Here is a 24,235-nt window from a genome sequence, read left to right on the forward strand (position 1 = left end):
CTTAGCCTCCCAGCGAGCGGCTGGAAGTGCCAGTGGCGCTGCTGCGCGCCATGCTGTTCTGCTTCGCGACCGTTTCGCCGAAGCCGCCGCGCGCAGTGGTAGTAGTGGTGGCCGGTTTCGGTGCCAGCGCGGTTTTCGGCACGTTCATGGTGCGGCCGGACGTGGCGGGGCCGTAATTTTTACCCGACGCGTCAACAAACTGACCGTTCGCCGGGCTGTTCGGCGTACGCGGAGAAAAGAGCGGCTGCTGAGCGACGCCTGCGCCGCCGCCCATCAGACGGCCCATCATGTAGCCCGCCATCAGCGGCATCCAGAAACTGCCGCTCTGCTGCGCTTCAGCGTTCTGCGTCGTGCCCGTACCTGCCTGCGCTGGCGCCTGCTGGCACTGATTCTCGCCGAACTCCGCTACGCAGTCTTCGCGCGAGGCGTATTTCGGCGCGGTGCGTTCCGCTTCTTTCCGCGCGTTGTTATAAGCCGCGGTGCACTGCGCGCTCTGGCCTGGATTGGCCTTGCTGCAGTCATCTGCGTTTTGATACATGGAGACCGTTTCATCGCTCTGCTCGCAGCCCGCCAGGGCAAATACCGCGGCAATGGCCAGTGCGACAGGCGTTAAATGTCGAGCCTGCCAGCTTTTACGAAAAGCGGCATGGCGAATATTTTTTGTCCGTTTCATATCTTTCATCCTGTGCCCAAAGGTGATGCTCAGGATAGGGGATCGCTGGTGGAAAATGAAGCTGAGGGCCTGATGAGGAAAGGATCTTTACGTTGTTATACGTTTAACGGCGAGACGGGCCGCAAAGCGGCCCGTAGAGGATTAATTGCGGAACGGATTCGCGCTGCTGCGTCTGGCGGCAGGGCGCGCCGCAGGGGTCGCAGGCTCTGCCGACGGGCCGTTATCGACGCGTGCGGTCTGCTGCGGATTTTCAGGCGCGACGCTTTCCGGCGACGTAGAGATCTCTTTGCCGAGCTGGCTGTTAAGCTGCTGCAGATCCTGCTCGTTCAGCGTACCCAGCGCATATTTGATATTCAGCTGGTTAATCAGATAGCTGTAACGCGCGTCCGAGAGCTGCTGCTTGGCGTTGTAGAGCGTCGTTGTCGCGTCCAGCACGTCAACAATGGTGCGCGTACCAACCTGATAGCCCGCTTCCATCGCATCCAGCGAGCTTTGCGCGGACACTACCGCCTGTTTGTAAGCCTCAATGCTGCTCACAGAAGCGTTCACGTTGTTATAAGAAGAACGCACTGTCTGCACGGCAGAACGATGCGCGCTCTCCAGCTGCTCGCTGGCGCTGACGTAGTTATACTGCGCCTGTTTCACCTGCGAGGTGACCGCGCCGCCGCTGTAGAGCGGCAGAGAGAAGCTCAGGCCCACCTGGTTGGTACCGCTGATAGAGTCGGTGCTGCCTGCGCTCTGGTTAGCGCGGCTGCCGCCATATTTGCTGTTCGACAGGCCGGTTGAAGCCGTCAGATCCAGCGTCGGCATATGGCCGGTTTCAGCGGAGCGGATCTGCTCGCGCGCCAGATCCTGGTTCAGACGCGCCGACAGCAGGTTCAGGTTACGGCTCTCTGCCTGCTTCAGCAGCGCGCTGACCGCATCAGGTTTGGTAGTTTTAAAACGATCGATATTGAGCGACGCCAGCGAAAGGTACTCATTGCCGGTAATCTGACGCAGCGACTCGATCATATTGTCGAGGTTGTTGCGCGCGGTCACTTCGTTCGCCAGTACGCTGTCATACTGCGCGCGGGCGTTCTGGACATCGGTAATCGCCACCAGGCCGACGTTAAAACGCTGGGTGGTTTGATCCAGCTCGCGATAAATCGACTGTTTTTGCGCTTCGGTGTATGAAAGGGTGTCGATCGCCTTTAATACATTGAAGTAGGCGGTAGCGGTATTCAGGATTAAATCCTGCTGCGCGACCTGATAGGTCACGTCCTGAATGCCGGCAGCTTTTTCCTGCAGCGTCAGCGCGCGCCATTTTGACATATCAAAAATGGTCTGGGTTAATTGCAGCGATCCGCTGGTCGTGTTGGAATGAAGACCACTACTGTCGCGATAACCATTGCTGTAGGTGTAATCCGCGCCTAAACCTAACTGAGGCAACAAAGGACTGCGCGCTTCATTGATCTTTTCAAAGGCGGCGTCACGGGTGGCTGCGGAGCTACGTAAATCCGGGTTGCTCAGACGCGCTTGTTGATAGACCTGCAGCAGGTCCTCTGCCTGGCTGGCAAGGCTGAAACCGGCCAGGCTCAGCCCAATGAGAAGTGGGAGCAGTTTTTTCATTTGCATTCCTTTTGTTGCAGCAAATAACAGGGGTAGCGCTGCCGGATAAGCCAAAAAATAATCGCAGATTCTAGCAGAGTGCGACTGTGAGATAAGTTGGCTGAACGTGCCTTCTCTCCCTAATTTACGTAAATAATTCAGAAAGAACCACTCGGATGGAGCCTGTGGGTTGGCTTTTTGCCGCTCCGTCCCAATCTGCATAAGGAGTCCGACGATGAGCGGCGAAAAAAAATCCCCAGTGACTTTTACAAAAAACGATGTAGAAATTATTGCACGCGAAACCGCCTGGAAAGGTTTTTTTTCCATTGTTCGTTACCGGTTTCGCCATCGCCGTTTTAATGGCGAAATGAGCAACGAAGTGGTGCGCGAAGTTTTCGAGCGTGGACACGCCGCCGTACTGCTACCCTATGATCCCTTACGTGACGAAGTGGTGCTGATCGAACAGATCCGCATTCCCGCCTTTGACGTCAGCAAAACGCCCTGGCTGCTGGAAATGGTGGCGGGCATTATCGAGCCCAACGAAAGCGCCAAAGATGTGGTGCGACGTGAAGCCGTAGAAGAAGCGGGGCTGACCGTCGGTCGCGTTAAACCCGTGTTAAACTATCTCGCCAGCCCTGGCGGCACCAGTGAACGTTTATCGATCCTGGTGGGAGAAGTGGATGCCAGCCTGGCAAAAGGATGCCACGGCCTGGAGGAAGAGAATGAGGATATTCTTGTGCATGTGGTGAGCCGCGAACAGGCTTACCGCTGGGTGGAAGAGGGGATTATCGATAACGCGGCGTCCGTCATCGCCCTGCAATGGCTGGCGTTGCACTATGAAAAACTACGAGAAGAGTGGAAGCTAAAATGAAACAGCGCTATATCCCTGATTTCCCCGAAATGATGCGGCTCTGCGAAACCAATTTCGCCCAGCTGCGTCGTTTACTGCCGCGCAGCGACGAGGCTGGCGCGTCGGTGGTCTATCAGGTAAACGGCGCCCGCTATCAGTTGACCATAGAAGAGTCCACGCGCTATACCACGCTGGTGGAGATCCGCCAGGTGGCGCCTACCGTCAGCTACTGGAGTCTGCCGTCGATGTCGGTGCGGCTCTATCACGATGCGCTGGTCGCCGAAGTGTGTTCAACACAGCAGATCTATCGCTTTAAAGCGCGCTATGATTATCCCAATAAAAAATTGCATCAGCGCGACGAAAAACATCAGATTAACCAGTTTCTGGCAGACTGGTTGCGCTACTGCCTGGCGCAGGGCGCGATGGCGACGCCGGTCTGCTGATCGCACAGATAATGCATTATGCGGCGTGGAGACGAAGGAAACGCTTTGGATAGCCTGCTAACACTTCCTGCGGCGAATGGGGCCGGGATCAGGATTTTGCAAATCACGGACACCCACCTTTTCGCTGGAAAAAATGAATCGCTGTTGGGGGTTAATACCTGGGCGAGTTATGACGCGGTGCTGGACGCCATAGCGGCGCAGCAGCGCGACTATGATCTGATTATCGCCACCGGCGATCTCGCTCAGGATCACTCCGTCGAAGCCTATCAGCACTTCGCTGAGGGCATCACACGTCTGCCAAAACCCTGCGTCTGGCTGCCAGGCAATCACGATTTCCAGCCGGCCATGGTCGATACCCTGGCCGAGGCGAAGATCGCTGCGTATAAGCACGTGCTGCTCGGCGAACACTGGCAGCTGGTAATGCTCGACAGTCAGGTATTCGGCGTGCCACACGGCATGCTGAGCGACTACCAGCTGGAGTGGCTGGAGAAGACGCTGGCAGCCAGGCCGCAGCGTCACACGCTGGTGGTGCTGCACCATCATCCGCAGGCCAGCGGCTGCACCTGGCTCGATCAGCACAGCCTGCGCAACTCCCATCAGCTGGACGCGGTGCTGCAAAACTATCCTTTAGCTCGCACCCTGGTGTGCGGCCATATCCATCAGGAGATGGATCTTGTCTGGCGTGACCGCCGCGTGCTGGCGACGCCTTCTACCTGCGTGCAGTTCAAACCGCACTGCACCAGCTTCACCATTGATACCGTCGCGCCCGGCTGGCGCTGGTTTACGCTCTACCCCGATGGCTCTTTCGATACCGAAGTGGAGCGGCTGCAAACCGACGCTTTTCGGCCGGATCTAGATTCGGACGGATACTGACGCATGGCGGCGCTGCTCTATCTGCATGGTTTTAACAGCTCGCCGCGCTCCGCCAAGGCGACGCAGCTGCAGCAGTGGCTGGCGGCGACGCATCCGCATATTGACGTTATTGTGCCGCAGCTGCCCGCTTTTCCCGCTGACGCCGCCGCGCTGCTGGAAGAGAAAGTGATGGCGCTGAGCGGCCAGCCGCTCGGATTAATCGGCTCTTCGCTGGGCGGCTATTTCGCCACCTGGCTATCTCAATGCTTTATGCTGCCCGCCGTGGTGGTCAATCCCGCGGTGCGCCCCTTTGAGCTGCTGACGGATTATCTGGGAGTGAACCGGAATCCCTACACGGGCCAGCAATATGTGTTAGAGTCACGCCACATTTACGATCTGAAAGTCATGCAGATTGACCCGCTGGAAGCGCCCGATTTACTCTGGCTGCTGCAGCAAACGGGCGACGAAGTGCTGGATTACCGCCAGGCGCTTGACTACTACAGCGCGTGCCGACAAACGGTGGAGCAGGGCGGTAATCATGCGTTTATCGGATTCGAGCGCTATTTCCCGCAGATTCTGGACTTTCTGGGTCTGAATCACGACTAACTCGCGGAAATTGCACATAATTTCACGCTTCTGATTAGAAATTTATCATGAGTCAATCAAGCTATAACGCGGATGCTATTGAGGTTCTGACCGGCCTTGAGCCTGTTCGCCGTCGTCCCGGCATGTACACCGATACGACGCGTCCTAACCATCTCGGTCAGGAAGTCATTGATAACAGCGTCGATGAGGCGCTGGCGGGCCATGCGAAACGGGTCGAAGTGATTCTGCACGCCGATCAGTCGCTGGAAGTAATCGACGACGGACGCGGCATGCCGGTGGATATCCATCCGGAAGAGGGCGTTCCCGCCGTTGAGCTGATCCTGTGTCGCCTGCATGCGGGCGGCAAGTTCTCCAGCAAAAACTACCAGTTCTCGGGCGGCCTGCACGGCGTCGGCATCTCCGTGGTCAACGCCCTGTCAAAGCGGGTGGAAGTTACGGTGCGCCGCAATGGCGAAGTGTATGACATCGCGTTCGAAAACGGCGAAAAGGTGCAGGAGCTGACCAAAACCGGCACTGTAGCGAAGCGCAACACCGGCACCAGCGTTCACTTCTGGCCTGACGAAAGCTTCTTTGATAGCCCGCGCTTCTCTGTGTCTCGCCTGACCCATCTGCTGAAGGCAAAAGCGGTGCTCTGTCCCGGCGTTGAGATTGTCTTTAAAGACAAGGTAAACAATACCGAACAGCGCTGGTGCTATGAAGATGGCCTGACCGACTACCTGTGCGAAGCGGTTAACGGTTTGCCGACGCTGCCGGAAAAACCCTTCGTCGGCAGCTTCTCCGGCGAGACGGAAGCGGTGGACTGGGCGCTGTTATGGCTGCCGGAAGGCGGCGAGCTGCTGACCGAAAGCTACGTCAACCTGATCCCGACCATGCAGGGCGGCACGCACGTCAACGGCCTGCGTCAGGGCCTGCTCGACGCCATGCGCGAGTTTTGCGAATACCGCAATATTCTGCCGCGCGGCGTGAAGCTGTCGGCGGAAGATATCTGGGATCGCTGCGCTTACGTGCTTTCGGTGAAGATGCAGGATCCGCAGTTCGCCGGACAGACCAAAGAGCGTCTGTCGTCGCGTCAGTGCGCCGCCTTCGTTTCGGCGGTGGTGAAAGATGCCTTCAGCCTGTGGCTCAATCAGAACGTGCAGGCGGCGGAACAGCTGGCGGAGCTGGCGATCTCCAGCGCGCAGCGCCGTATGCGCGCGGCGAAAAAAGTGGTGCGTAAAAAGCTTACCAGCGGACCGGCGCTGCCGGGCAAGCTGGCCGACTGCACCGCGCAGGACCTGAATAAAACCGAACTCTTCCTGGTGGAAGGGGACTCCGCAGGCGGATCCGCCAAGCAGGCGCGCGATCGCGAATATCAGGCGATCATGCCGCTGAAGGGCAAGATCCTAAACACCTGGGAGGTCTCCTCCGACGAAGTGCTGGCGTCGCAGGAGGTACATGACATCTCCGTGGCGATCGGCATCGATCCCGACAGCGAAGATCTCAGCCAGCTGCGCTACGGCAAGATCTGCATCCTCGCCGATGCGGACTCGGACGGCCTGCATATCGCCACGCTGCTGTGCGCGCTGTTTGTAAAACATTTCCGTTCGCTGGTGAAAGGCGGCCACGTTTACGTCGCGATGCCGCCGCTCTACCGTATCGATCTCGGCAAAGAGGTCTATTACGCTCTCGACGAAGATGAGAAAGAGGGCGTGCTGGAGCAGCTCAAGCGCAAGAAGGGCAAGCCGAACGTGCAGCGCTTTAAAGGGCTGGGCGAGATGAACCCGCTGCAGCTGCGCGAAACCACGCTCGACCCCAACACGCGCCGCCTGGTGCAGTTAACGGTGGATGAAAGCGACGTCGAGCAGACGCTGCGGGTAATGGATATGCTGCTGGCCAAGAAGCGCTCGGAAGATCGTCGCAACTGGCTGCAGGAAAAAGGCGATATGGCCGATATCGAAGTGTAATCATCGCGCTGTGGCGTCGCGCATCACTCAGGGCTGCGGCCCTGTTTAGCGCGTCCGCCGCGCAACGGAGTAGATGATGAAAGTCACGCTGGAAGAGCTGCGCGTGCTGGTGGCGGTGGCGGACTGCGGTTCAATCACCTCGGCGGCGGAGCTGCTGGATCAAACCAGTTCAGGCGTGAGCCGCGCCCTGAGCCGCCTCGAAGCTAAACTCAACAGCACCCTGCTGCACCGCACCACGCGGCGGCTGGCCTTAACCGAAGAGGGCCAGCTTTTCCTTACCCACGCGCGTCAGATACTGCTCTCCGTCGAGCAGGCTGAAGAACAGATCGCCCGGCGGCGAGAAACGCCGTCAGGCCGCCTGCGTATCAACGCTGCGGCCCCTTTTATGCAGCACGTTATCGTGCCGCTGATCGGCGCGTTCCGGCAGCGCTATCCGCTGATCCAGCTGGAACTCAATACCGACGATATCGTTATCGATCTGCTGGAGCAGCAGACCGATATCGCCATTCGCATCGGCGAGCTGCGGGATTCGACCATGCGCGCCCGGATGCTCGGCAGCAGTAAGGTGCGGCTGCTGGCCAGCCCAGACTATCTGCAGAAATATGGCGAGCCGCAGAGCGTCGAGGCGCTGGCACAGCATCAGCTTATTGGCTTCAGCCAGCTGGAGATGCACAACGTCTGGCCCGTCTGGCAGCGCGAAGGCGAGCTGCTGCGCATTCAGCCGACTATCGCTGCATCCAGCGGCGAAATCATCCGGCAGCTCACCCTGGCGGGCCAGGGCATTGCGCGCATATCTGACTTCGTCAGCCATCAGGATCTCGCCGAGGGCCGGTTAAAAGAGGTGCTGGTGCAGCATACGCACGACATCAGGCTGCCGGTGCATGCCGTTTACTACCGCAACGCGGAGCTGGCGTCGCGCATCACCTGCTTTCTTGACTTTCTCCATGAGGAGATCGCTTCGCAGGCGCGTTTCTGACAAAAAAAAGCCGCGGGCCCGGAGGCGCGCGGCGCGTGTCAGCGCGTTAAATCAGGCCGTAGGCTCCAGCACCAGAATCTTCACGTCCAGCACGTCATCTTTGATCTTTTCGCGATGCGCTTCCATATGCGGCATCTGCTGATGCTGCTCCAGGTGGCGCAGCGACTCCCACTGCTCCAGCATAAAAATGGAGTCGGGCGAATTATGCTTCCACGGCACCTGCGCCTGGTGATCGACCAGCGCGTCATACTGATGGCAGCCCTCTTCAGCCAGCACCATTGGGATAAGCGAAGAGATCGCCTCCAGCACCTTATTACGATGCCCTGGTTTAATACAAATCTCGGCAACTACCGTTAGCATTTACGTCTCCTGTTTACGGGCCCGCTTTCAGTTAAGCAAAGATCTCGCTGAGATGTGTCCGATAACGTGCGATATCGCGCGGCACGTCCGGCATCTTGATAACGTCGTTACAGATAAAGGTCGGCAGCGCCTCCATTCCCAGGAACTGGTTCGCTTTATGGAAGTGCAGATAGAGACCGTCGACGCCGACGCCTTCAAAGAACTGATCCGGATCGGTAAAGGCTTCCAGCGGCGCGTTCCAGGTGAGCGACAGCATATATTTTTTGCCCTGCAGCAGACCGCCCGAACCATATTTTTTGCTGGCGTCGGCGCGCGAGCGGCCATCGCTGGCGTAGAGCACGCCGTGGCCTTCGGTAAAGATTTCGTCGATATAGCGTTTTACCGTCCAGGGCTCGCCCATCCACCAGCCCGGCATCTGGTAAATAACCACGTCGCTGTCGCGATACTTTTGTACTTCTTCCGCAATCACGTAGTCGCTGTCGGCAACAGTGACGCTGACCTGATGCCCCAGGTCGCGCAGCTGGCTGGCCGCTACCTCGGTCAGGGTGTGGTTCAGCTCGCCTTTGGAGTGAGCGAAGGTTTTACCGCCGTCGATAATAAGAATGTTGCTCATTCGATAATCTCATCTGTGTTGCAATAGACGGCTACTTTACGCGCTCAGCGGCGGCGGAAAAATGGGATTCGGATCACAAGACTTTTGCGCTGGAAGCAATAATCGGGCGGGTTATGACACACTCTGTCCACACTCATCACGCCATACAGAAGAACAACAATGCGTAAATATCTTTTCAGCGCGCTGCTGCTGGCCAGCGGCATTGCGCAGGCGGACTCCCGTCTGGATCAAATCCTCGCCAGCAAAACCCTGAAGGTCTGCACCACCGGCGACTACAAGCCCTACACTTATCTGCGCCCGGATGGCCAGTATGAGGGGCTGGATATCGCCATGGCGCAGTCGCTGGCCGCCAGCCTTGACGCGAAAATCAGCTGGGTGCCGACCACCTGGAAAACCCTGTCGCAGGATTTCAAAGAGAAGCAGTGCGATATCGCGCTGGGTGGCGTGTCGGTGACGCTCAAGCGCCAGCAGACCGCCTGGTTTGCCCAGCCGCTCGGTGTTGATGGCAAAATCCCGCTGGTGCGCTGCGCCGATAAAGCGAAGTATCAGCGGGTTGAGCAAATCAACAAGCCGGAGGTACGGGTGATAGAACCAGCCGGCGGCACCAACGAAGCCTTTGTACACAGGCATCTGCCGCAGGCCAGCCTGCAGCTGGCGGAAAATACCACCATTTTCCAGCAGCTGGTGGATAAGAAAGCTGACGTAATGATCACCGACGCCTCCGAAGCGCTGTTCCAGCAGCAGCACTATCCGTCGCTGTGCGCCATTAATCCGCAGCAGCCGATGCAGTACGGCGAGAAGGCTTACATGATCCCGCGTGATGATATGAGCTGGAAGCTGTATGTCGATCAGTGGCTGCATCTCAGCACCGCCACCGGCGAATATGCGCAGATCGCACAGCAGTGGCTGGGCGTGATGAAGTAACAGCGCGCACGACATATCCCTACCGTAGCGGCGTGGTTTATTGCGACGCCGCTACGGATGGAGCAGCCCCTTACCTGAGCGCACCAATCAGTAAGTCCCGTAAGGGGCTTTTGGAAGGCTTAAGCTTCACGCAGTTCCTGAATGAATTCAGGCTTACGTTCTATCACTCTTAGTATTTTTAGAGCCAAACCTGACGGGCTTCTACGGCCCTGTTCCCACGCCTGAACTAACGCCGAGCTAACACCCATAACCGAAGCAAAATCATCCTGCTTCATGTGAGTGCTCGCACGTATAGCTTTAACATCAGGCAGCTCGAAGCGGGTCACACGCGCTGGCTCACGTTTACCCTGATGTATTTCTACAGCCTCTTTTGCGGAGGCCATCAGATCATCAAAAAGCTCTTTACGCATTGTCTTACTCCTCGTCGCCCTGGAAGCCAGCGATAACGGCTTTAAGCTGTGCTTTCTCAGAAGCGGTTAAACTGTCTTTCTCACTTTTCGGATAGATGAGCAACATGTAGAGCCTTCCAGCCGAATTGTAGAAGTAATATATAGCCCGGACCCCAGAACTCTTACCTGTTCCCTGTCTTGACCATCGAACTTTACGACAGCCGCCAGTGCCTACGATCAGATTCCCGGCTTCCGGGTTTTCGATGAGGAATGCCTGAAACTCTTTGTATTCATCATCTGACAGAAGAGACTTCAGCTCTCTCGTAAAGATCGACGTTTCAACGAACTCATAGTATTCCATGTCTGAACTCATCCCTTTCGCTGATGGTTGGATTTTACTCCTACGGGGTAGGACTTTCAACTACAGCCAGACGATCGGCAATCGAGTAACTCATGGCCGCAACGATCAGCGCAATCATCGGCGAGATCCCGGTATGCAGTTGGCCTTAAATCCGCTGGCCGTACTGATTTTGTGGGCAATTTGCCGCTCCAGCGCCGCCTGGAAATAGACTCACAGATAACCCATTTAATTGTCGGCCTCCGGCGAAAGGGCCAATGTCTGTGCGGTCTACTGCGTCAGAGAAAATATCTTTTCCATCTCCTGCTTAATAGCATCCAGCAGTAGGTTGCGAATATAAATATGGTATTTGATCCGGTTTAATAAAGGCTTTATATGTACGACTAAGACGTCAAATAATAAACGGTCGTGCGCTAATTTTTGCTGAATAGAATCGAAGGAAAGATCGATTAATTTGCAGATGACTTTAACCGGCTCAGCGGTGAAAAATGATTATGTAGCAATATCTGAACGCCACGCTCCTCCACCACAAGGTAGGAGGAAACGATAGCTCGATAAATAAGTAGTGCAACAGCAATTTCATTAACCGGTGTTGTCGCGAAGTCAGTATTTGCATTCGGTCACCCTTTATTTTGGTAAAACGTCTCGGGATTATTCCTCGTTCTGTTTATTCTGGTGCCAGCAAGCCGTCGCTAAAAAAGTCGTCTCTTATGGAGTATCAATTTAGAAAAGGAGGGCGGCAGCAACAATACTAAATGTTGTCTCTGGAGGCGGACAGAATTAATACGCCAGGCGGAAGGGAATTAAATGCGAGTTTGCTCACACAATAATTCAGGAAATAATTGTGATGGCGCTCCCAATCCGTTTTATTTTTCCAGCCAATGTCACGTTATTTATTGCCAGACGATTCTCATCATCCCCAACGGCTTCCCTGTGACTAAATCCTGCGAATAAGGTACTATTCTCGCCAAATGACCGCCGGATGACTCGCCGTTGCGGGCCACGAAGTGAGGATGCCAGCTTAATGAGCGAAATGACACAGGATGGGGCAGAGCGTCTTGCCCTGCACAAATTTACCGAAAACGCGTATCTGAACTACTCGATGTACGTGATTATGGACCGCGCCTTGCCTTATATCGGCGACGGTCTTAAGCCGGTACAGCGCCGTATCGTTTACGCCATGTCGGAACTCGGTCTGAGCGCCAGCGCCAAATTCAAGAAATCAGCGCGTACCGTGGGCGACGTGCTGGGTAAATATCATCCACACGGCGACAGCGCCTGTTATGAAGCGATGGTGCTGATGGCGCAGCCGTTCTCCTATCGCTATCCGCTGGTGGATGGCCAGGGCAACTGGGGCGCGCCTGACGATCCGAAATCCTTCGCGGCGATGCGTTACACCGAGTCACGCCTCTCAAAATATGCGGAAGTACTGCTCGGCGAGCTGGGCCAGGGCACCGTGGATTTCGTGCCCAATTTCGACGGCACGATGCAGGAACCGAAAATGCTGCCCGCGCGGCTGCCGAATATCCTGCTGAACGGCACCACCGGCATCGCCGTCGGCATGGCGACCGACATCCCGCCGCACAACCTGCGCGAAGTGGCGCAGGCGGCGATCGCCCTGATTGATAAGCCGAACACCAGCCTCGACGCGCTGCTGGATATCGTGCAGGGGCCGGATTACCCCACCGAAGCGGAGATCATTACGCCGCGCGACGAAATCCGTAAAATTTACCAGAACGGCCGCGGCTCCATCCGCCAGCGCGCCGTCTGGAAAAAAGAGGACGGCGAAGTCGTGATCACCGCGCTGCCGCATCAGGTTTCCGGCGCGCGCGTGCTGGAGCAGATCGCTGCGCAGATGCGCAATAAAAAGCTGCCGATGGTAGAGGATCTGCGCGATGAATCGGATCACGAAAACCCGACGCGGCTGGTGATTGTGCCGCGTTCAAATCGCGTGGATCTCGATCAGGTTATGCATCACCTGTTCGCCACCACCGATCTTGAAAAGAGCTATCGCGTTAACCTCAATATGATCGGCCTCGACAACCGTCCGGCGGTAAAAAACCTGCTGGAAATCCTGTCGGAATGGCTGGTATTCCGTCGCGATACCGTCAAGCGCCGTCTTAACCACCGCCTTGAGCGCGTGCTGCGTCGTCTGCATATTCTTGAGGGCTTGCTGGTTGCTTTCCTCAATATCGACGAGGTGATCCATATCATCCGCAGCGAGGATGAGCCTAAGCCGGTGCTGATGTCGCGCTTCGGCATCAGCGAAACCCAGGCGGAAGCGATCCTTGAGCTGAAGCTGCGCCACCTGGCGAAGCTGGAAGAGATGAAGATTCGCGGCGAGCAGAGCGAGCTGGAAAAAGAGCGCGATCAGATTCAGGCGATCCTCGCCTCTGAGCGCAAGATGAATACCCTGCTGAAGAAAGAGCTGCAGACCGACGCCGCCGCCTACGGCGACGACCGCCGTTCGCCGCTGAATGAACGCGAAGAGGCCAAAGCGCTGAGCGAGAACGAGCTGGTGCCGTCCGAGCCGGTCACCATCGTGCTCTCACAGATGGGCTGGGTGCGCAGCGCCAAAGGCCATGATATCGACCCGTCAGGCCTGAGCTATAAAGCGGGTGACAGCTATCTGGCTTCGGCGCGCGGCAAGAGCAACCAGCCGGTCGCCTTTATCGACTCCACCGGACGCAGCTATACGCTCGATCCTACCTCGCTGCCGTCGGCGCGCGGGCAGGGCGAGCCGCTGACCGGCAAGCTGACGCCGCCGCCGGGCGCGGTGGTAGAGCAGGTGTTGATGGAAGCGGAAGAGCAGAAGCTGCTGATGGCGTCTGATGCGGGCTACGGCTTTATCTGCACCTTCGCCGATCTGGTCTCGCGCAATCGCGCCGGTAAAGCGCTGCTGACGCTGCCGGACAACGCGCGCGTGATGACGCCGATGGCGGTGCATCATGAAGATGACATGCTGCTGGCGATTACCCAGGCGGGACGTATGCTGATGTTCCCGGTCGGCGAGCTGCCGCAGATGTCGAAAGGCAAGGGCAACAAGATTATCTCTATTCCTGCGGCGGACGCCGCGGCGGGCAACGACAAACTGGCATGGCTGCTGATTCTGCCGCCGGGCAGCGCCGTCACGCTCTATGTCGGCAAGCGTAAGCTGGTGCTGCGCAGCGAGGAGCTGCAAAAATTCCGCGCCGACCGCGGACGCCGCGGCACGCTGCTGCCGCGCGGCCTGCAGCGTATTGACAAGGTAGAGCTGGATACCCCAGCGCGTGCCGTCAGCGAAGACGGCGAAGCCTGAGCAACGCGGCGGACGCTTTGCTCCGCCGCGCCATAATGAGGGATTTATGTTACTCGTACTGCGTACTATTTTTGTGGTGATCTACTCGATTCTGGTCTGTGTTTTCGGCTGCATCTGGTGCCTGTTTTCGCCGCGTAACCCGCGCCACGTCGCTACCTTTGGCCACCTGTTCGGTCGTCTTTCCGGCGTGTTCGGCGTTAAGGTCGAGCTGCGTAAACCCGCCGGCGCGGAAAACTACGGCAATGCCATCTATATTGCCAACCACCAGAACAACTTTGACATGATTACGGCGGCGAAGATTGTGCAGCCGACGACGGTTACGGTGGGCAAAAAAAGCCTGCTGTGGGTGCCGTTCTTTGGCCTGCTCTACTGGCTGACCGGCAACCTGCTGATCGACCGGGATAACCGCACTAAGGCGCACAGCACCATCGGCCAGCTGGTCGATCAGTTTAAAAAGAAGCGCATCTCGTTCTGGATGTTCCCGGAGGGCACGCGCAGTCGTGGCCGCGGTCTGCTACCTTTTAAAACCGGCGCGTTCCATGCGGCCGTAGCGGCAGGCGTGCCGGTGATCCCGGTGGTGGTTTCCAACACCCACGGCAAGATCAAGCTTAACCGCCTGAATAACGGCCTGGTGATCGTCGAGATGCTGCCGCCTATCGATACCAGCGGCTACACCACGCAGTCAGTGCGCAAGCTGGCCACCCATTGTCGAGAAGTGATGATGGAAAAACTGGAAGCGCTTAACGCCGAAGTCGAGGCGCGCGAAAAAAGCGGTAAACTCTGACCGGCCTGCGTCTCGCCGGCACCTGCATGGATGCACGCGGCGCGCTCTGCCCGCCGCGACGCAACACAGCAATAAATCAAGAATAACAATCGACTGGCGCGCAGGCGCCACGCGTAAAGGGTTTGACGTTCTATGTCTTTCAGCAGACGACAGTTTATCCAGCTTTCTGCTGGCGCGGCGCTTAGCGCAGGTCTCTTGCCTTCAGCGGCGCGCGCCGCCTCCGCGCCCGGCGGCGATACGCCGCTGCCGGTTCCTCCGCTTATCGAATCGCGCCGCGGTCAGCCGCTCTTTCTGACGCTGATGCGCAGCCACTGGTCCTTCCGCGGCGATAATAACAAAGTGCCGGTATGGGGCGTAAACGGCCTCTACCTCGGCCCGACGGTGCGCGTTTACAACGGCGACGACGTCAAGCTGATTTACAGCAACCGTCTTAACGAGCCGGTGGCGATGACCGTCAGCGGCCTGCAGGTGCCGGGCGCGCTAATGGGCGGCGCGCCGCGCATGATGTCCGCTGGCGTTGACTGGGCGCCGGTGCTGCCGATCCGCCAGAACGCCGCTACCTGCTGGTACCACGCCAGCACGCCGAACCGCATGGCGCCGCACATCTATAACGGGCTGGCGGGCATGTGGCTGATTGAGGATGAGGTGAGCAAGCAGCTGCCGCTGCCGCGTCACTACGGCGTGGATGACTTCCCGCTGATTATTCAGGACAAGCGTCTCGATAACTTCGGCACGCCTACCTACGATCCGCCGCATGACGGCGGCTTTCTTGGCGACGTCCTGCTGGTCAACGGCGTGCAGAACCCCTTCGTCGAGGTATCGCGCGGCTGGGTGCGCCTGCGTCTGCTTAACGCCTCCAACTCGCGCCGCTATCAGATGGCGCTAAGCGATAACCGGCCCTTTACCGTTATTGCCAGCGATCAGGGCTTTCTGCCCGCGCCGGTGGCGGTGCAGCAGCTTTCGCTGGCGCCGGGCGAGCGTCGTGAAGTGCTGGTGGATATGTCGCAGGGCGATGAGGTATCAATTACCGCAGGCACCGCTGCAGGCATTATGGACCGGCTGCGCGGGCTGTTCGAACCCTCTTCCATTCTGACCAATACGCTGGTGCTGACGCTGCGTCCGACCGGCCTGCTGCCGCTGGTGACCGATAACCTGCCGATGCGCCTGCTGGCGGATCAGATCCTCGACGGCATGGCGACGCGCACGCGCGAATTCCGCATCGGCGACGATATACCGGGCATCAACGGCGCGCGATGGGATATGAACCGCATCGATACCACTGTGCAGCAGGGAACCTTTGAGCGCTGGATCCTGCGCGCCGATCGGCCGCAGGCGATACATATTCAGGGCGCGATGTTCCTGATTAAGAGCGTTAACGGCGCGCAGCCGATGGGCGAAGATCGCGGCTGGAAAGATACCGTCTGGGTAGATGGCGAGGTTGAGCTGCTGGTGAGTTTCCCGCAAAGCTCGTCCGATCATTTCCCCTTTGTCTACTACAGCCAGACGCTGGAGCTGGCCGATCTCGGCACCGCGGGGCAGCTGCTGGTGCAGCCAACGGCGTAAAGCGGTAACAGGGAAGGGCGCGCTGCCCGTCAGGACAGCGCGCGTAGTGGTTAGCCGTTGAAGGTTTCTGGATCTGGCCCCAGACGTTTGCCGCTGTCCAGCTTCGTGATTTCGCTCAGTTCGGTTTTCTCCAGGCGGAAATCAAATACCGCGAAGTTTTCGGCGATACGCTCAGGCGTTACCGATTTCGGGATCACTACCAGCCCGCTGTCGAGATGCCAGCGGATCACGATCTGCGCCGGGGTTTTGCCATATTTCTTCGCCAGCTGACGAATAATGTCCTGATCGAAAACGCCTTCACCACCCTGCGCCAGCGGGCTCCATGACTCGGTCTGGATTTGATGCATGGCGTTCCAGGCGTGCAGCGTGCGCTGCTGCAGCATCGGGTGCAGCTCGATCTGGTTCACTACCGGCGAAACGCCAGTCTCGTCCAGCAGGCGTTTCAGGTGCGCTTCATGGAAGTTACAGACGCCGATGCTTTTGGTCAGCCCCTGCTGCTGCAGTTCAATCATCGCTTTCCAGGCGTCAACGTAGTGATCTTTCTCCGGGCACGGCCAGTGCATCAGATAGAGATCAACCTGCTCCAGCTGCAGTTTTTTCAGGCTGGTTTCCATCGCCTGCTGCACATTCTGCTGATCGTCGTTCCACAGCTTGGTGGTAACGAAAATATCCTCGCGCGGCACATCGGTATCCTGTAACGCCCGGCCGATCGCCTCTTCGTTTTTGTAGGCGGCGGCGGTGTCGATCGAGCGGTAGCCGACCTCCAGCGCCTTAAGCACAGCGCGGTGGGCGTCTTCATTGCTCGCCTGCCACACGCCAAGCCCCAGCTGCGGCATCATATTGCCGTCGTGCAGTTTGATAATCGGTTGATCTGCCATAAGTGCTCCTTTCTGTTGCAGTGAACCTGTGAGGCTTAAGTCTAGTCAACAAACCTGACCCTGTTTTTATTGTGGTCGGCAATTCCGTTTCCCGCCCTGCCTGATCCTGCGGAAGTCTTGCCTGTTTCTCCATTTCAGTGGCGAATTTCGCAGCAGCCTGGCAGACTGGTTTCTTTACCCTGCGAGAGAAATGCATGGCGCACGAAGCTCTGTGTCAGCACCTGGCAAACCAGGTTGTGACCCTAATGACCCATGGACGCAACCGCCTTTGCCCGGTGGAAAACGTTAACCTGATTTACCTAAATCATTATCAGCCGCGCACGCCGGTGATGTATCAGCCCGGTATCGTTATTCTGTTTCAGGGCAGCAAAACCGGTTATCTCGGCAGCACCGTTTTTACCTACGACGCCACCAAATATCTGATGCTGACGGTACCGCTGCCGGTGGAATGCGAAACCTGGGCGTCGCCGGAGGAGCCGGTCGCGGGGATGTGCCTGACGGTCGATACCGCCAGCCTGCAGGATCTGCTGATTGAGATAGGCGACGATGAAGATTTTCAGCCACAGCCGCAGACCTCGGGCATTCACTCAGCCTCGCTGACCGAACCGATGCTCTGTGCGGCGGAGCGCCTGCTGGACGTGATGGCAAATCCGCGCGACGCGCGCGTGCTGGGGCCGCAAATCGTGCGCGAGATTATCTATTACGTCCTGACCGGGCCGACGGGCGGTGCGCTGCTGTCGCTGGTGAGCCGTCACACCCAGTTCAGCTAGATCGCCCGCGCGCTGCGCCGTATTGAAAACCACTATGCGGATAACCTCAGCGTCGATGCGCTGGCGGCGGAAGTGAATATGAGCGTCTCGGCGTTTCACCATAATTTCAAAGCGGTAACGCAAACCTCGCCGCTGCAGTATCTGAAGCGCTACCGGCTGCATCAGGCGCGGCTGCTGATGTTGCATGACGGGTTAAAAGCGAGCGCGGCGGCAGTACGCGTGGGCTACGAAAGCCCATCGCAATTTTCACGGGAGTTTAAGCGCTATTTCGGCGTGACGCCGGGCGAGGAAGTGAGCCGCGTGCGTCAGACAGTGGCGGAGCCGCAGGCCTGACGCAGCGCGATCACGCCTGTTTCTGTCGACGTTTTTTCCAGATCACCACAATGCTGCCTGCCAGGCCAACAAACAGCAGAACCACCGGCAGCACCATCAGGATCGCCATTACCTGATCTTCATGGCGTTTGATAAAGGGCACCTGGCTGATGCCGTAGCCAAACGTCACGACAATCGCCACCCACAGCAGCCCGCTGAGCCAGTTAAAGAGCTGAAACCGGCCGTTCTGCAGGCCGGAGATGCCCGCCATGGTAGGCAGAATGGTGCGGACGAACGCCAGAAAGCGTCCTACCAGCAGCGCCATCAGGCCGTGTCGGTTAAACAGCTGCCACGCGCGCTGATGATATTGCGCCGGCAGATGCATCAGCCAGCTTTTCACCAGGCGCGTATTGCCGAGCCAGCGTCCCTGTAAATAGCTGAGCCAGCAGCCGAGGCTGGCGGCGGTGGTCAGGATCACCATGGTCGGGAAAAAATCCATTACCCCTTTGGCAACCATCGCGCCCGCCAGCAGCAGCAAACTGTCACCCGGCAAAAAAGAGGCGGGAAGCAGGCCATTTTCCAGAAACAGCGTCAGAAACATGACGCCATAAACTACCCAAACCACATTTGGATCGGCCAGCGCGGCAAAATCCTGATGCCAGAGCGCGTGAACAATCTCGTGTAAAACACTCATCTGCTATCCCATCGAGTCACAAGGAATCTATTTTAGCGGCAATCCGGTAAAGAGATTTGATCTGCGGCCGGTCGCCATTCTGTGGTTGAGGTTATGTTTAAGTTATTACTGCGTCAGGCGATTAAAGCCTGCCGTTAAATCATCAATCAGGTCTTCAACGTGTTCCAGACCAATATGCAGACGCACCAGGGTTCCGTCAAAGTCGACGCCGCCCGCCGGTCGGATTGCCGCCAGCTCTTCCGGCTGGTTCGCCAGAATAAGCGACTCGTAACCGCCCCATGAATAGGCCATGCTGAAATGGTGGAAGCGATCGAGGTATTGCGCCAGTTTTTCGTCGCTGAGTTTTTCATGCAGCACGAACGAAAACAGGCCGCTGCTGCCGCTGAAATCGCGTTTCCAGAAGGCGTGGCCTTTGCTCTGCGGCAGCGCCGGATGGTTGACGCGCGCCACTTCCGGACGCGTCGTCAGCCACTCAGCCACCTGCAGCGCGCTCGCCTCATGCTGACGCAGGCGCGTAGCGAGGGTGCGCAGGCCGCGGCTCGCCATATAGGCGCTGTCGGCGTCCACCGTCTGGCCCATCAGGTAGGAGTTCTCGCGCAGCTGTTCCCAGCAGCGCGCGTTCGCCACCGCGGTACCGATCATCGCGTCGCTGTGGCCAATCAGATATTTGGTACCCGCCTGAATTGAAATATCCACGCCATGCGCCAGCGCGTTAAAGAAAAAGCCCGCCGCCCAGGTATTATCCATCATGATCACCGCGTCAGGCGCCTTTGCGCGCACCGCTGCGACAATCGCCGGAATATCCTGTATTTCCATGGTGACAGAGGCGGGTGACTCCAGGAACACCACGCGCGTTTCCGCACGCACCAGCGCGCCGATTTCGCTGCCGATAGTGTGGTCGTAGAAGGTAGTTGTAACGCCGAGTTTGCTGAGGATTTTGGTGCAGAAGTCCTGCGTCGGCTCATAGACCGCGCCGCACATCAGAACGTGATCGCCTGCGTCAACAAAAGAGAGAATGGCGTTCGCCACCGCTGCCGCGCCGCAGGGGTAGAGCACGCAGCCCGCGCCGCCTTCCAGCTCGGTCATCGCTTCCTGCAGCGAGAAGTGAGTCAGGGTGCCGCGACGGCCATAAAAGAGTTCCCCGGTAGCGCGTCCCGCCGTGGCGCGTTTTTTATCGGCGACGGTGTCAAAAACCAGGGAAGAGGCGCGCTGGATTACGCTGTTGACCGCGCCCTGAGTGTAACGTTTGCTGCGTCCCGCGCTGACTAAGGTGGTATCTATTTTTTTGGTCGTCATTCGTGTCTGCTCTGCCGCCTGCTACAAAGCCTTCACGTTACCACGAATTGCCGTTCAGGGTTGACCCCAAATCCTGATATTCAGAACCTGTCCGACAGCGGACAGGGCGCGGCAGCGCGGCGCGTGAGAAGGCCGGGCCGCCGCGCCTTTCAGCGCGTTACATCACTCCCATCAAATGTGGCAGCCACAGCGAGAGGGCGGGAATATAGGTGATCAGCATCAGCATCAGCACCAGAAACAACATGGCGTAGAAAGGCAGCATCGCGCCTACCACCTGTTCAATCTTCTGCTTGCTTACCGCGCTGGCGACAAACAGCACCGTCCCCACCGGCGGAGTAATCAGCCCAATGCCGAGGTTGGTCATCATGATCATGCCGAAGTGCACCGGATCGATGCCCAGCGTGGTCGCCACTGGCAGCAGCACTGGCGTCAGGATAAGGATAATCGGCGCCATATCCATCAGCGTGCCGATAACCAGCAGCAGCAGGTTGATGCACATCAGAATGACGTATTTGTTATCCGACAGGCTGGTAAAGGCGTCGGTGATAATGGTCGGCAGCTGCATAAAGGTCATCACCGCGCCGAAGCCCGCCGCAAAAGCGATCAGCACCATCACGATAGTCACCGTCTTGATGGTGCGGAACAGCAGGATATGCAGCTGGGTCCACTTAAAGTCGCGGTAAATAAACATGGTGACGAAAAAGGCCCAGAGACAGGCGATGGCGGCCGATTCCGACGCGGTAAAGATGCCGGAAAGGATGCCGCCCAGGATGATCACGATGGTAAAGAGGCCCCAGAAGGCGTCAAAGAAAATCTTCACCGCCTGGCGAAACGGAATGTGTTCCCCTTTGGGATAACCCCGCTTGCGCGCGAAAGCGAGGCACATCACCATCAGGCAGAAACCCAGCAGCAGACCGGGAAAGATGCCGGCGACGAACAGCGAGGAGATGGTCACCACGCCGCCAGTCGCCAGCGAATAGATCACCGAGTTATGACTGGGCGGCGTCAGCACCGCCTGCACCGAGCCGCTGGCGGTAACCGCCGCGGCAAAGTCGCGCGGATACCCCTTCTGCTCCATTTGCGGAATCATCACCGAGCCAATCGAGGCGGTATCCGCTACCGACGAGCCGGAAATCGCACCGAAAAAGGTTGAGGCGACAATATTCACCAGCGACAGCCCGCCGCGAATAAAGCCGACAAAGATATAGGCGAAATTAACCAGCCGTCGTGCAATGCCGCCTTCCGCCATAATCGCGCCCGCCAGAATAAAGAAGGGAATGGTAAGCAGCGAAAACTTATTAACGCCGTTGGTGATCTGAATCACCACCGCCTCCAGCGGCAGATCGATCCACCATGCGCCGATAAAGGCGCTGAGGCCCACAGCGAAGGCGACGGGAAAGCCCAACAGCAGCAGCACAACCAGGCTGCCGATCAACATCAATGCGTCCATGGTCGCTCCTTAATGGGTGCCGCCTAAAACCACCACTGGCCGCTGGCTTTGATCGCCGTTCAGCAGCCGCTCAATCACGAACAACAGGGTAAACAGCGCGCCGATGGGGATCGGCAAATACATCTCGCCGTAGGTCACCGCTGGCAGCGAGGCGAGCGGCTGGATCCACATCGCCAGGCAGAGGTTATAGCTCGCCTGAAAGATCACCAGGCAGGTCGCGACCATCAGCAGATCGCACAGGCGCAGCATCAGCCGCTGCGCGGCGGGCGGCAGGCGATCCGTTACCATCGAGACGCAGATATGCGTACCGGCGCGGAAACCCACCGGCGCGCCGATAAAGGTAAAAATAATCATGCAGACAATGGCGACCGGCTCGGGCCACGCCAGCGCGCCGTTTAATACATAGCGGGCGAAAATGCCGATGGGGATCACCGTCACCATCACCAGCAGCGCGACGGCGGCGATGCCCATGCACAGCAGATAGAGCCCATCCATCAGACGAGAGTATCGGGTCATATGCGTTACCTGAATAACGCCGCGTCGAATGCGCGGCGGTGAGGGGTTATTTAACGTCGGCTATTTGCTTCATCAGCTCGCTGTATGCGCCGCCAAACCGATCGCGAACCGGCTGCGTGGCTTTCATAAAGTAGTCCCGGTCGGTCTCCTGAAAGGTGACGCCGCCCGCTTTCATCTTCTCGATCGACTGTTGGGTGTAGGTTGCCCACAGCTGGCGCTCCTCATCCTGCGCCTCTTTGCCGAGCTTCTTCAGCAGCGTCTGATCCTCCGGCGACAGGCGCGCCCATGAGGTTTTTGAGAAGAGGATCATCTCCGGCTGGATAAAGTGGCCGGTCAGGGTGTAGAACTTCGCTACCGGCAGGTAGTTATGCGCGACGAAGGTGGGCGGATTGTTCTCCGTACCGTCCACTACGCCGGTCTGCATGGCGCTAAATACTTCGCTGACCCCCATCGCCACCGGGTTCGCACCCATCGCCTTCAGCGTCGCCAGCGAAATGGCGCTGTTCTGCACGCGGATCTTCATCCCTTTGAGATCCTCTGGTTTGCTGAGCGGCTTTTTGGTGATCATGTTGCGCTCGCCCGCGTCGGTCCAGCCGAGGAACACCATACGCGCGTTGGCATCGGCGTCGAACTTGTCGACGATCTGTTTGCCGACCTCGCCGTCCAGCACCTTATGCATATGCTCGACGTCGCGAAAGACGTAGGGCAGCGTCAGCACGCTGGTTTCGGGCGCGATGGTGGTGACCGGCGCCAGCGAGACGCGGATCATATCGATCGCGCCGAGCTGCACCTGCTGCAGCGTTTGATCTTCATCGCCCAGCACCCCGCCCGCATAGACTTTCATCTCCAGGCGTCCGCTGGTGGCCTGTTTTAGCTTGTCGCCCATATGCTGCAGCGCCACGACGGTGGGGTAGCCGGCGGGCTGAACCTCCGCCACTTTTAATACCTTCGCCGACGCCGACGTCGCGCTCAGAGCAAGCGCAGCGGAGACGGAAGCGGCAAGGATCCATTTATTCATTCTCATTATTTTCTCCAGGCAGGTAGAGGAGGGCACAGGTATTGCGCGGCAGAGGAGGCGGCCCGCGTGTTGCCAGAATAGGCAAAAAGAGCTGTCTGAAAATGCGGCAATGTGAATTGAATGAACAAGCTCACATTTTGAAACGATGTTTTAATAAAATTATACAGGAAATCACATTTCTGAAATTGGCCTGAAAAGCGTCATAAAAAAGCAGTAACGATCGGGTAAAACCGGGCTGAGATTTGTAAATAGTAATGAGAACTACTATCAATTCGCTCGTTTTTTGCTATTATTCGCGCTTATCCATTATTCCTGCATATGAAGTTGGAGACGCAGCGTGGTAGCCAGTGACTTGATGCAAACGGATCTCTCTGTTTGGGGCATGTATCAACATGCTGATATCGTGGTAAAAGTGGTAATGATCGGCCTGTTGCTGGCGTCGGTCGTGACCTGGGCGATTTTTTTTGGAAAGTATGCCGAGCTTAGCGCGGCAAAACGCCGATTAAAAAGCGAGCAGCTGGCGCTGGGCGAAGCCCGTAACTTAGGCGACGCCGCCCGTGTCGCCGCGCAGTTCAAAAGCCACAGCCACAGCGCCGTCCTGCTTAATGACGCGCAAAACGAGATTGAACTCTCTGCGGGCGCTGAGGATACCGACGGTATCAAAGAGCGCACCAGCTTCCGCCTTGAGCGCCGCGTCGCCGCCTTCAGCCGCCACGCCGGACGCGGTAACGGCTTCCTCGCCACTATCGGTTCCGTCGCACCCTTTATCGGCCTGTTCGGTACGGTGTGGGGCATTATGAACAGCTTTATCGGCATCGCGCAGACGCAGACCACCAACCTGGCGGTCGTCGCTCCCGGCATTGCCGAAGCGCTGCTGGCGACCGCCATCGGTCTGGTCGCGGCGATCCCTGCGGTGGTGATCTACAACGTCTTTGCACGCATGATTGCGGGCTATAAAGCGTCGCTGGGCGACGTGGCTGCGCAGATCCTGCTGTTGCAGAGCCGTGATATCGACCTGGGCAACCTTAACGCGAAAAGCGCTGACGCCCGTCCGACCGCTCAGAAATTACGCGTAGGTTAAG

General features: G+C 57.8%; 24 protein-coding genes and 1 pseudogene. 12 read left to right on the forward strand and 13 right to left on the reverse strand.

Annotated elements, in window-relative coordinates; translation table 11 throughout:
* Window position 1: 1 nt before the first annotated feature.
* Both MHZ89_RS15630 and tolC read right to left on the reverse strand, forming a co-directional pair.
* Window positions 2-673, reverse strand: coding sequence for a DUF1190 family protein (locus MHZ89_RS15630; protein ID WP_311783787.1), 672 nt, complete (start codon window positions 671-673; stop codon window positions 2-4).
* Between the two features lie 141 nt (window positions 674-814).
* Entirely contained in the window at window positions 815-2,281 is a 1,467-nt protein-coding gene (gene tolC, locus MHZ89_RS15635; RefSeq protein ID WP_311783788.1) for an outer membrane channel protein TolC, read from the reverse strand.
* 214 nt (window positions 2,282-2,495) lie between these two features.
* On the opposite strand from tolC, the gene nudF reads away from it, so the two are divergent.
* The 6 genes from nudF to MHZ89_RS15665 all read left to right on the forward strand — a co-directional run bounded on the left by nudF (window position 2,496) and on the right by MHZ89_RS15665 (window position 7,930).
* Window positions 2,496-3,131, forward strand: coding sequence for an ADP-ribose diphosphatase (nudF, locus tag MHZ89_RS15640; protein WP_311783789.1), 636 nt, complete (start codon window positions 2,496-2,498; stop codon window positions 3,129-3,131).
* Complete coding sequence (locus MHZ89_RS15645) at window positions 3,128-3,553, forward strand: DUF1249 family protein (protein ID WP_311783790.1); 426 nt, start codon at window positions 3,128-3,130, stop codon at window positions 3,551-3,553. Before nudF ends, MHZ89_RS15645 begins: the two co-directional genes overlap by 4 nt.
* A gap of 45 nt (window positions 3,554-3,598) precedes the next feature.
* Window positions 3,599-4,426 carry a 3',5'-cyclic-AMP phosphodiesterase gene (gene cpdA, locus MHZ89_RS15650; RefSeq protein ID WP_311783791.1) on the forward strand — a complete coding sequence of 276 codons (828 nt, stop codon included), beginning with the start codon at window positions 3,599-3,601 and terminating at the stop codon, window positions 4,424-4,426.
* 3 nt (window positions 4,427-4,429) lie between these two features.
* On the forward strand, window positions 4,430-5,011 hold the full coding sequence (yqiA, locus tag MHZ89_RS15655; RefSeq protein WP_311783792.1) for an esterase YqiA: 582 nt from the start codon (window positions 4,430-4,432) through the stop codon (window positions 5,009-5,011).
* A gap of 47 nt (window positions 5,012-5,058) precedes the next feature.
* A complete protein-coding gene (gene parE, locus MHZ89_RS15660) occupies window positions 5,059-6,954 on the forward strand; it encodes a DNA topoisomerase IV subunit B (RefSeq protein WP_311783793.1) in 1,896 nt (631 codons plus the stop codon).
* A 76-nt stretch (window positions 6,955-7,030) separates the two neighbouring features.
* Window positions 7,031-7,930, forward strand: a complete 900-nt coding sequence (locus MHZ89_RS15665; RefSeq protein ID WP_311783958.1) for a LysR substrate-binding domain-containing protein — start codon at window positions 7,031-7,033, stop codon at window positions 7,928-7,930.
* 51 nt (window positions 7,931-7,981) lie between these two features.
* Here MHZ89_RS15665 and MHZ89_RS15670 read toward each other — a convergent pair whose 3' ends face one another.
* Window positions 7,982-8,290, reverse strand: coding sequence for a putative quinol monooxygenase (locus MHZ89_RS15670; RefSeq protein WP_120454774.1), 309 nt, complete (start codon window positions 8,288-8,290; stop codon window positions 7,982-7,984).
* 31 nt (window positions 8,291-8,321) lie between these two features.
* Entirely contained in the window at window positions 8,322-8,903 is a 582-nt protein-coding gene (locus MHZ89_RS15675; RefSeq protein WP_120454772.1) for an NAD(P)H-dependent oxidoreductase, read from the reverse strand.
* Between the two features lie 159 nt (window positions 8,904-9,062).
* Here MHZ89_RS15675 and MHZ89_RS15680 point away from each other — a divergent pair, with 159 nt between their 5' ends.
* Window positions 9,063-9,827, forward strand: a complete 765-nt coding sequence (locus tag MHZ89_RS15680) for a transporter substrate-binding domain-containing protein (RefSeq protein WP_311783794.1) — start codon at window positions 9,063-9,065, stop codon at window positions 9,825-9,827.
* A 119-nt stretch (window positions 9,828-9,946) separates the two neighbouring features.
* Here MHZ89_RS15680 and nadS read toward each other — a convergent pair whose 3' ends face one another.
* The 3 genes from nadS to MHZ89_RS15695 all read right to left on the reverse strand — a co-directional run bounded on the left by nadS (window position 9,947) and on the right by MHZ89_RS15695 (window position 11,036).
* Window positions 9,947-10,237: a NadS family protein gene (gene nadS / locus MHZ89_RS15685; RefSeq protein ID WP_311783795.1), complete on the reverse strand. Its 291-nt coding sequence runs from the start codon at window positions 10,235-10,237 to the stop codon at window positions 9,947-9,949.
* Between the two features lie 4 nt (window positions 10,238-10,241).
* The gene (locus tag MHZ89_RS15690) at window positions 10,242-10,577 is read right to left on the reverse strand and encodes a type II toxin-antitoxin system RelE/ParE family toxin (protein ID WP_311783796.1); all 336 of its coding nucleotides are present in this window, start codon (window positions 10,575-10,577) and stop codon (window positions 10,242-10,244) included.
* Window positions 10,578-10,844: 267 nt separating this feature from the next.
* Window positions 10,845-11,036: a PRD domain-containing protein gene (locus MHZ89_RS15695; RefSeq protein WP_311783959.1), complete on the reverse strand. Its 192-nt coding sequence runs from the start codon at window positions 11,034-11,036 to the stop codon at window positions 10,845-10,847.
* A gap of 562 nt (window positions 11,037-11,598) precedes the next feature.
* Here MHZ89_RS15695 and parC point away from each other — a divergent pair.
* The 3 genes from parC to ftsP all read left to right on the forward strand — a co-directional run bounded on the left by parC (window position 11,599) and on the right by ftsP (window position 16,219).
* A complete protein-coding gene (gene parC, locus MHZ89_RS15700; protein ID WP_311783797.1) occupies window positions 11,599-13,872 on the forward strand; it encodes a DNA topoisomerase IV subunit A in 2,274 nt (757 codons plus the stop codon).
* 46 nt (window positions 13,873-13,918) lie between these two features.
* The gene (locus MHZ89_RS15705; protein ID WP_120454763.1) at window positions 13,919-14,656 is read left to right on the forward strand and encodes a 1-acylglycerol-3-phosphate O-acyltransferase; all 738 of its coding nucleotides are present in this window, start codon (window positions 13,919-13,921) and stop codon (window positions 14,654-14,656) included.
* Between the two features lie 132 nt (window positions 14,657-14,788).
* On the forward strand, window positions 14,789-16,219 hold the full coding sequence (ftsP, locus tag MHZ89_RS15710; RefSeq protein ID WP_311783798.1) for a cell division protein FtsP: 1,431 nt from the start codon (window positions 14,789-14,791) through the stop codon (window positions 16,217-16,219).
* A 50-nt stretch (window positions 16,220-16,269) separates the two neighbouring features.
* Here the strand turns inward: ftsP and dkgA are convergent, their stop codons facing one another.
* A complete protein-coding gene (gene dkgA / locus MHZ89_RS15715; RefSeq protein WP_311783799.1) occupies window positions 16,270-17,097 on the reverse strand; it encodes a 2,5-didehydrogluconate reductase DkgA in 828 nt (275 codons plus the stop codon).
* A 194-nt stretch (window positions 17,098-17,291) separates the two neighbouring features.
* On the opposite strand from dkgA, the pseudogene MHZ89_RS15720 reads away from it, so the two are divergent.
* Window positions 17,292-18,200 (forward strand): annotated as a pseudogene (locus MHZ89_RS15720) (AraC family transcriptional regulator N-terminal domain-containing protein).
* Between the two features lie 10 nt (window positions 18,201-18,210).
* Here the strand turns inward: MHZ89_RS15720 and MHZ89_RS15725 are convergent.
* From MHZ89_RS15725 to MHZ89_RS15745, 5 genes are all read right to left on the reverse strand, one after another.
* Entirely contained in the window at window positions 18,211-18,873 is a 663-nt protein-coding gene (locus tag MHZ89_RS15725; protein ID WP_311783800.1) for a DedA family protein, read from the reverse strand.
* 105 nt (window positions 18,874-18,978) lie between these two features.
* Window positions 18,979-20,169, reverse strand: a complete 1,191-nt coding sequence (gene metC / locus MHZ89_RS15730; RefSeq protein WP_311783801.1) for a cystathionine beta-lyase — start codon at window positions 20,167-20,169, stop codon at window positions 18,979-18,981.
* 157 nt (window positions 20,170-20,326) lie between these two features.
* Complete coding sequence (locus tag MHZ89_RS15735) at window positions 20,327-21,619, reverse strand: TRAP transporter large permease (protein ID WP_311783802.1); 1,293 nt, start codon at window positions 21,617-21,619, stop codon at window positions 20,327-20,329.
* Between the two features lie 9 nt (window positions 21,620-21,628).
* Complete coding sequence (locus MHZ89_RS15740) at window positions 21,629-22,135, reverse strand: TRAP transporter small permease (protein ID WP_311783803.1); 507 nt, start codon at window positions 22,133-22,135, stop codon at window positions 21,629-21,631.
* 46 nt (window positions 22,136-22,181) lie between these two features.
* Window positions 22,182-23,159: a TRAP transporter substrate-binding protein gene (locus MHZ89_RS15745; protein ID WP_311783804.1), complete on the reverse strand. Its 978-nt coding sequence runs from the start codon at window positions 23,157-23,159 to the stop codon at window positions 22,182-22,184.
* Between the two features lie 349 nt (window positions 23,160-23,508).
* On the opposite strand from MHZ89_RS15745, the gene exbB reads away from it, so the two are divergent.
* On the forward strand, window positions 23,509-24,234 hold the full coding sequence (exbB, locus tag MHZ89_RS15750) for a tol-pal system-associated acyl-CoA thioesterase (RefSeq protein ID WP_311783960.1): 726 nt from the start codon (window positions 23,509-23,511) through the stop codon (window positions 24,232-24,234).
* Window position 24,235 lies beyond the last annotated feature (1 nt).

The sequence above is a fragment of the Pantoea sp. ACRSB genome (genome assembly GCF_022346905.1).
Taxonomy (GTDB): Bacteria; Pseudomonadota; Gammaproteobacteria; order Enterobacterales; family Enterobacteriaceae; genus Pantoea; species Pantoea piersonii.

Bases quoted from the DNA above. Each gene is read 5' to 3' on its own strand.
- MHZ89_RS15630 (WP_311783787.1), bottom strand. From the start codon at position 673: ATGAAACGGACAAAAAATATTCGCCATGCCGCTTTTCGTAAAAGCTGG.
- tolC (WP_311783788.1), bottom strand. From the start codon at position 2,281: ATGAAAAAACTGCTCCCACTTCTCATTGGGCTGAGCCTGGCCGGTTTC.
- nudF (WP_311783789.1), top strand. From the start codon at position 2,496: ATGAGCGGCGAAAAAAAATCCCCAGTGACTTTTACAAAAAACGATGTA.
- MHZ89_RS15645 (WP_311783790.1), top strand. From the start codon at position 3,128: ATGAAACAGCGCTATATCCCTGATTTCCCCGAAATGATGCGGCTCTGC.
- yqiA (WP_311783792.1), top strand. From the start codon at position 4,430: ATGGCGGCGCTGCTCTATCTGCATGGTTTTAACAGCTCGCCGCGCTCC.
- parE (WP_311783793.1), top strand. From the start codon at position 5,059: ATGAGTCAATCAAGCTATAACGCGGATGCTATTGAGGTTCTGACCGGC.
- MHZ89_RS15665 (WP_311783958.1), top strand. From the start codon at position 7,031: ATGAAAGTCACGCTGGAAGAGCTGCGCGTGCTGGTGGCGGTGGCGGAC.
- MHZ89_RS15670 (WP_120454774.1), bottom strand. From the start codon at position 8,290: ATGCTAACGGTAGTTGCCGAGATTTGTATTAAACCAGGGCATCGTAAT.
- MHZ89_RS15675 (WP_120454772.1), bottom strand. From the start codon at position 8,903: ATGAGCAACATTCTTATTATCGACGGCGGTAAAACCTTCGCTCACTCC.
- MHZ89_RS15680 (WP_311783794.1), top strand. From the start codon at position 9,063: ATGCGTAAATATCTTTTCAGCGCGCTGCTGCTGGCCAGCGGCATTGCG.
- nadS (WP_311783795.1), bottom strand. From the start codon at position 10,237: ATGCGTAAAGAGCTTTTTGATGATCTGATGGCCTCCGCAAAAGAGGCT.
- MHZ89_RS15690 (WP_311783796.1), bottom strand. From the start codon at position 10,577: ATGGAATACTATGAGTTCGTTGAAACGTCGATCTTTACGAGAGAGCTG.
- parC (WP_311783797.1), top strand. From the start codon at position 11,599: ATGAGCGAAATGACACAGGATGGGGCAGAGCGTCTTGCCCTGCACAAA.
- MHZ89_RS15705 (WP_120454763.1), top strand. From the start codon at position 13,919: ATGTTACTCGTACTGCGTACTATTTTTGTGGTGATCTACTCGATTCTG.
- ftsP (WP_311783798.1), top strand. From the start codon at position 14,789: ATGTCTTTCAGCAGACGACAGTTTATCCAGCTTTCTGCTGGCGCGGCG.
- dkgA (WP_311783799.1), bottom strand. From the start codon at position 17,097: ATGGCAGATCAACCGATTATCAAACTGCACGACGGCAATATGATGCCG.
- MHZ89_RS15725 (WP_311783800.1), bottom strand. From the start codon at position 18,873: ATGAGTGTTTTACACGAGATTGTTCACGCGCTCTGGCATCAGGATTTT.
- metC (WP_311783801.1), bottom strand. From the start codon at position 20,169: ATGACGACCAAAAAAATAGATACCACCTTAGTCAGCGCGGGACGCAGC.
- MHZ89_RS15735 (WP_311783802.1), bottom strand. From the start codon at position 21,619: ATGGACGCATTGATGTTGATCGGCAGCCTGGTTGTGCTGCTGCTGTTG.
- MHZ89_RS15740 (WP_311783803.1), bottom strand. From the start codon at position 22,135: ATGACCCGATACTCTCGTCTGATGGATGGGCTCTATCTGCTGTGCATG.
- MHZ89_RS15745 (WP_311783804.1), bottom strand. From the start codon at position 23,159: ATGAGAATGAATAAATGGATCCTTGCCGCTTCCGTCTCCGCTGCGCTT.
- exbB (WP_311783960.1), top strand. From the start codon at position 23,509: ATGCAAACGGATCTCTCTGTTTGGGGCATGTATCAACATGCTGATATC.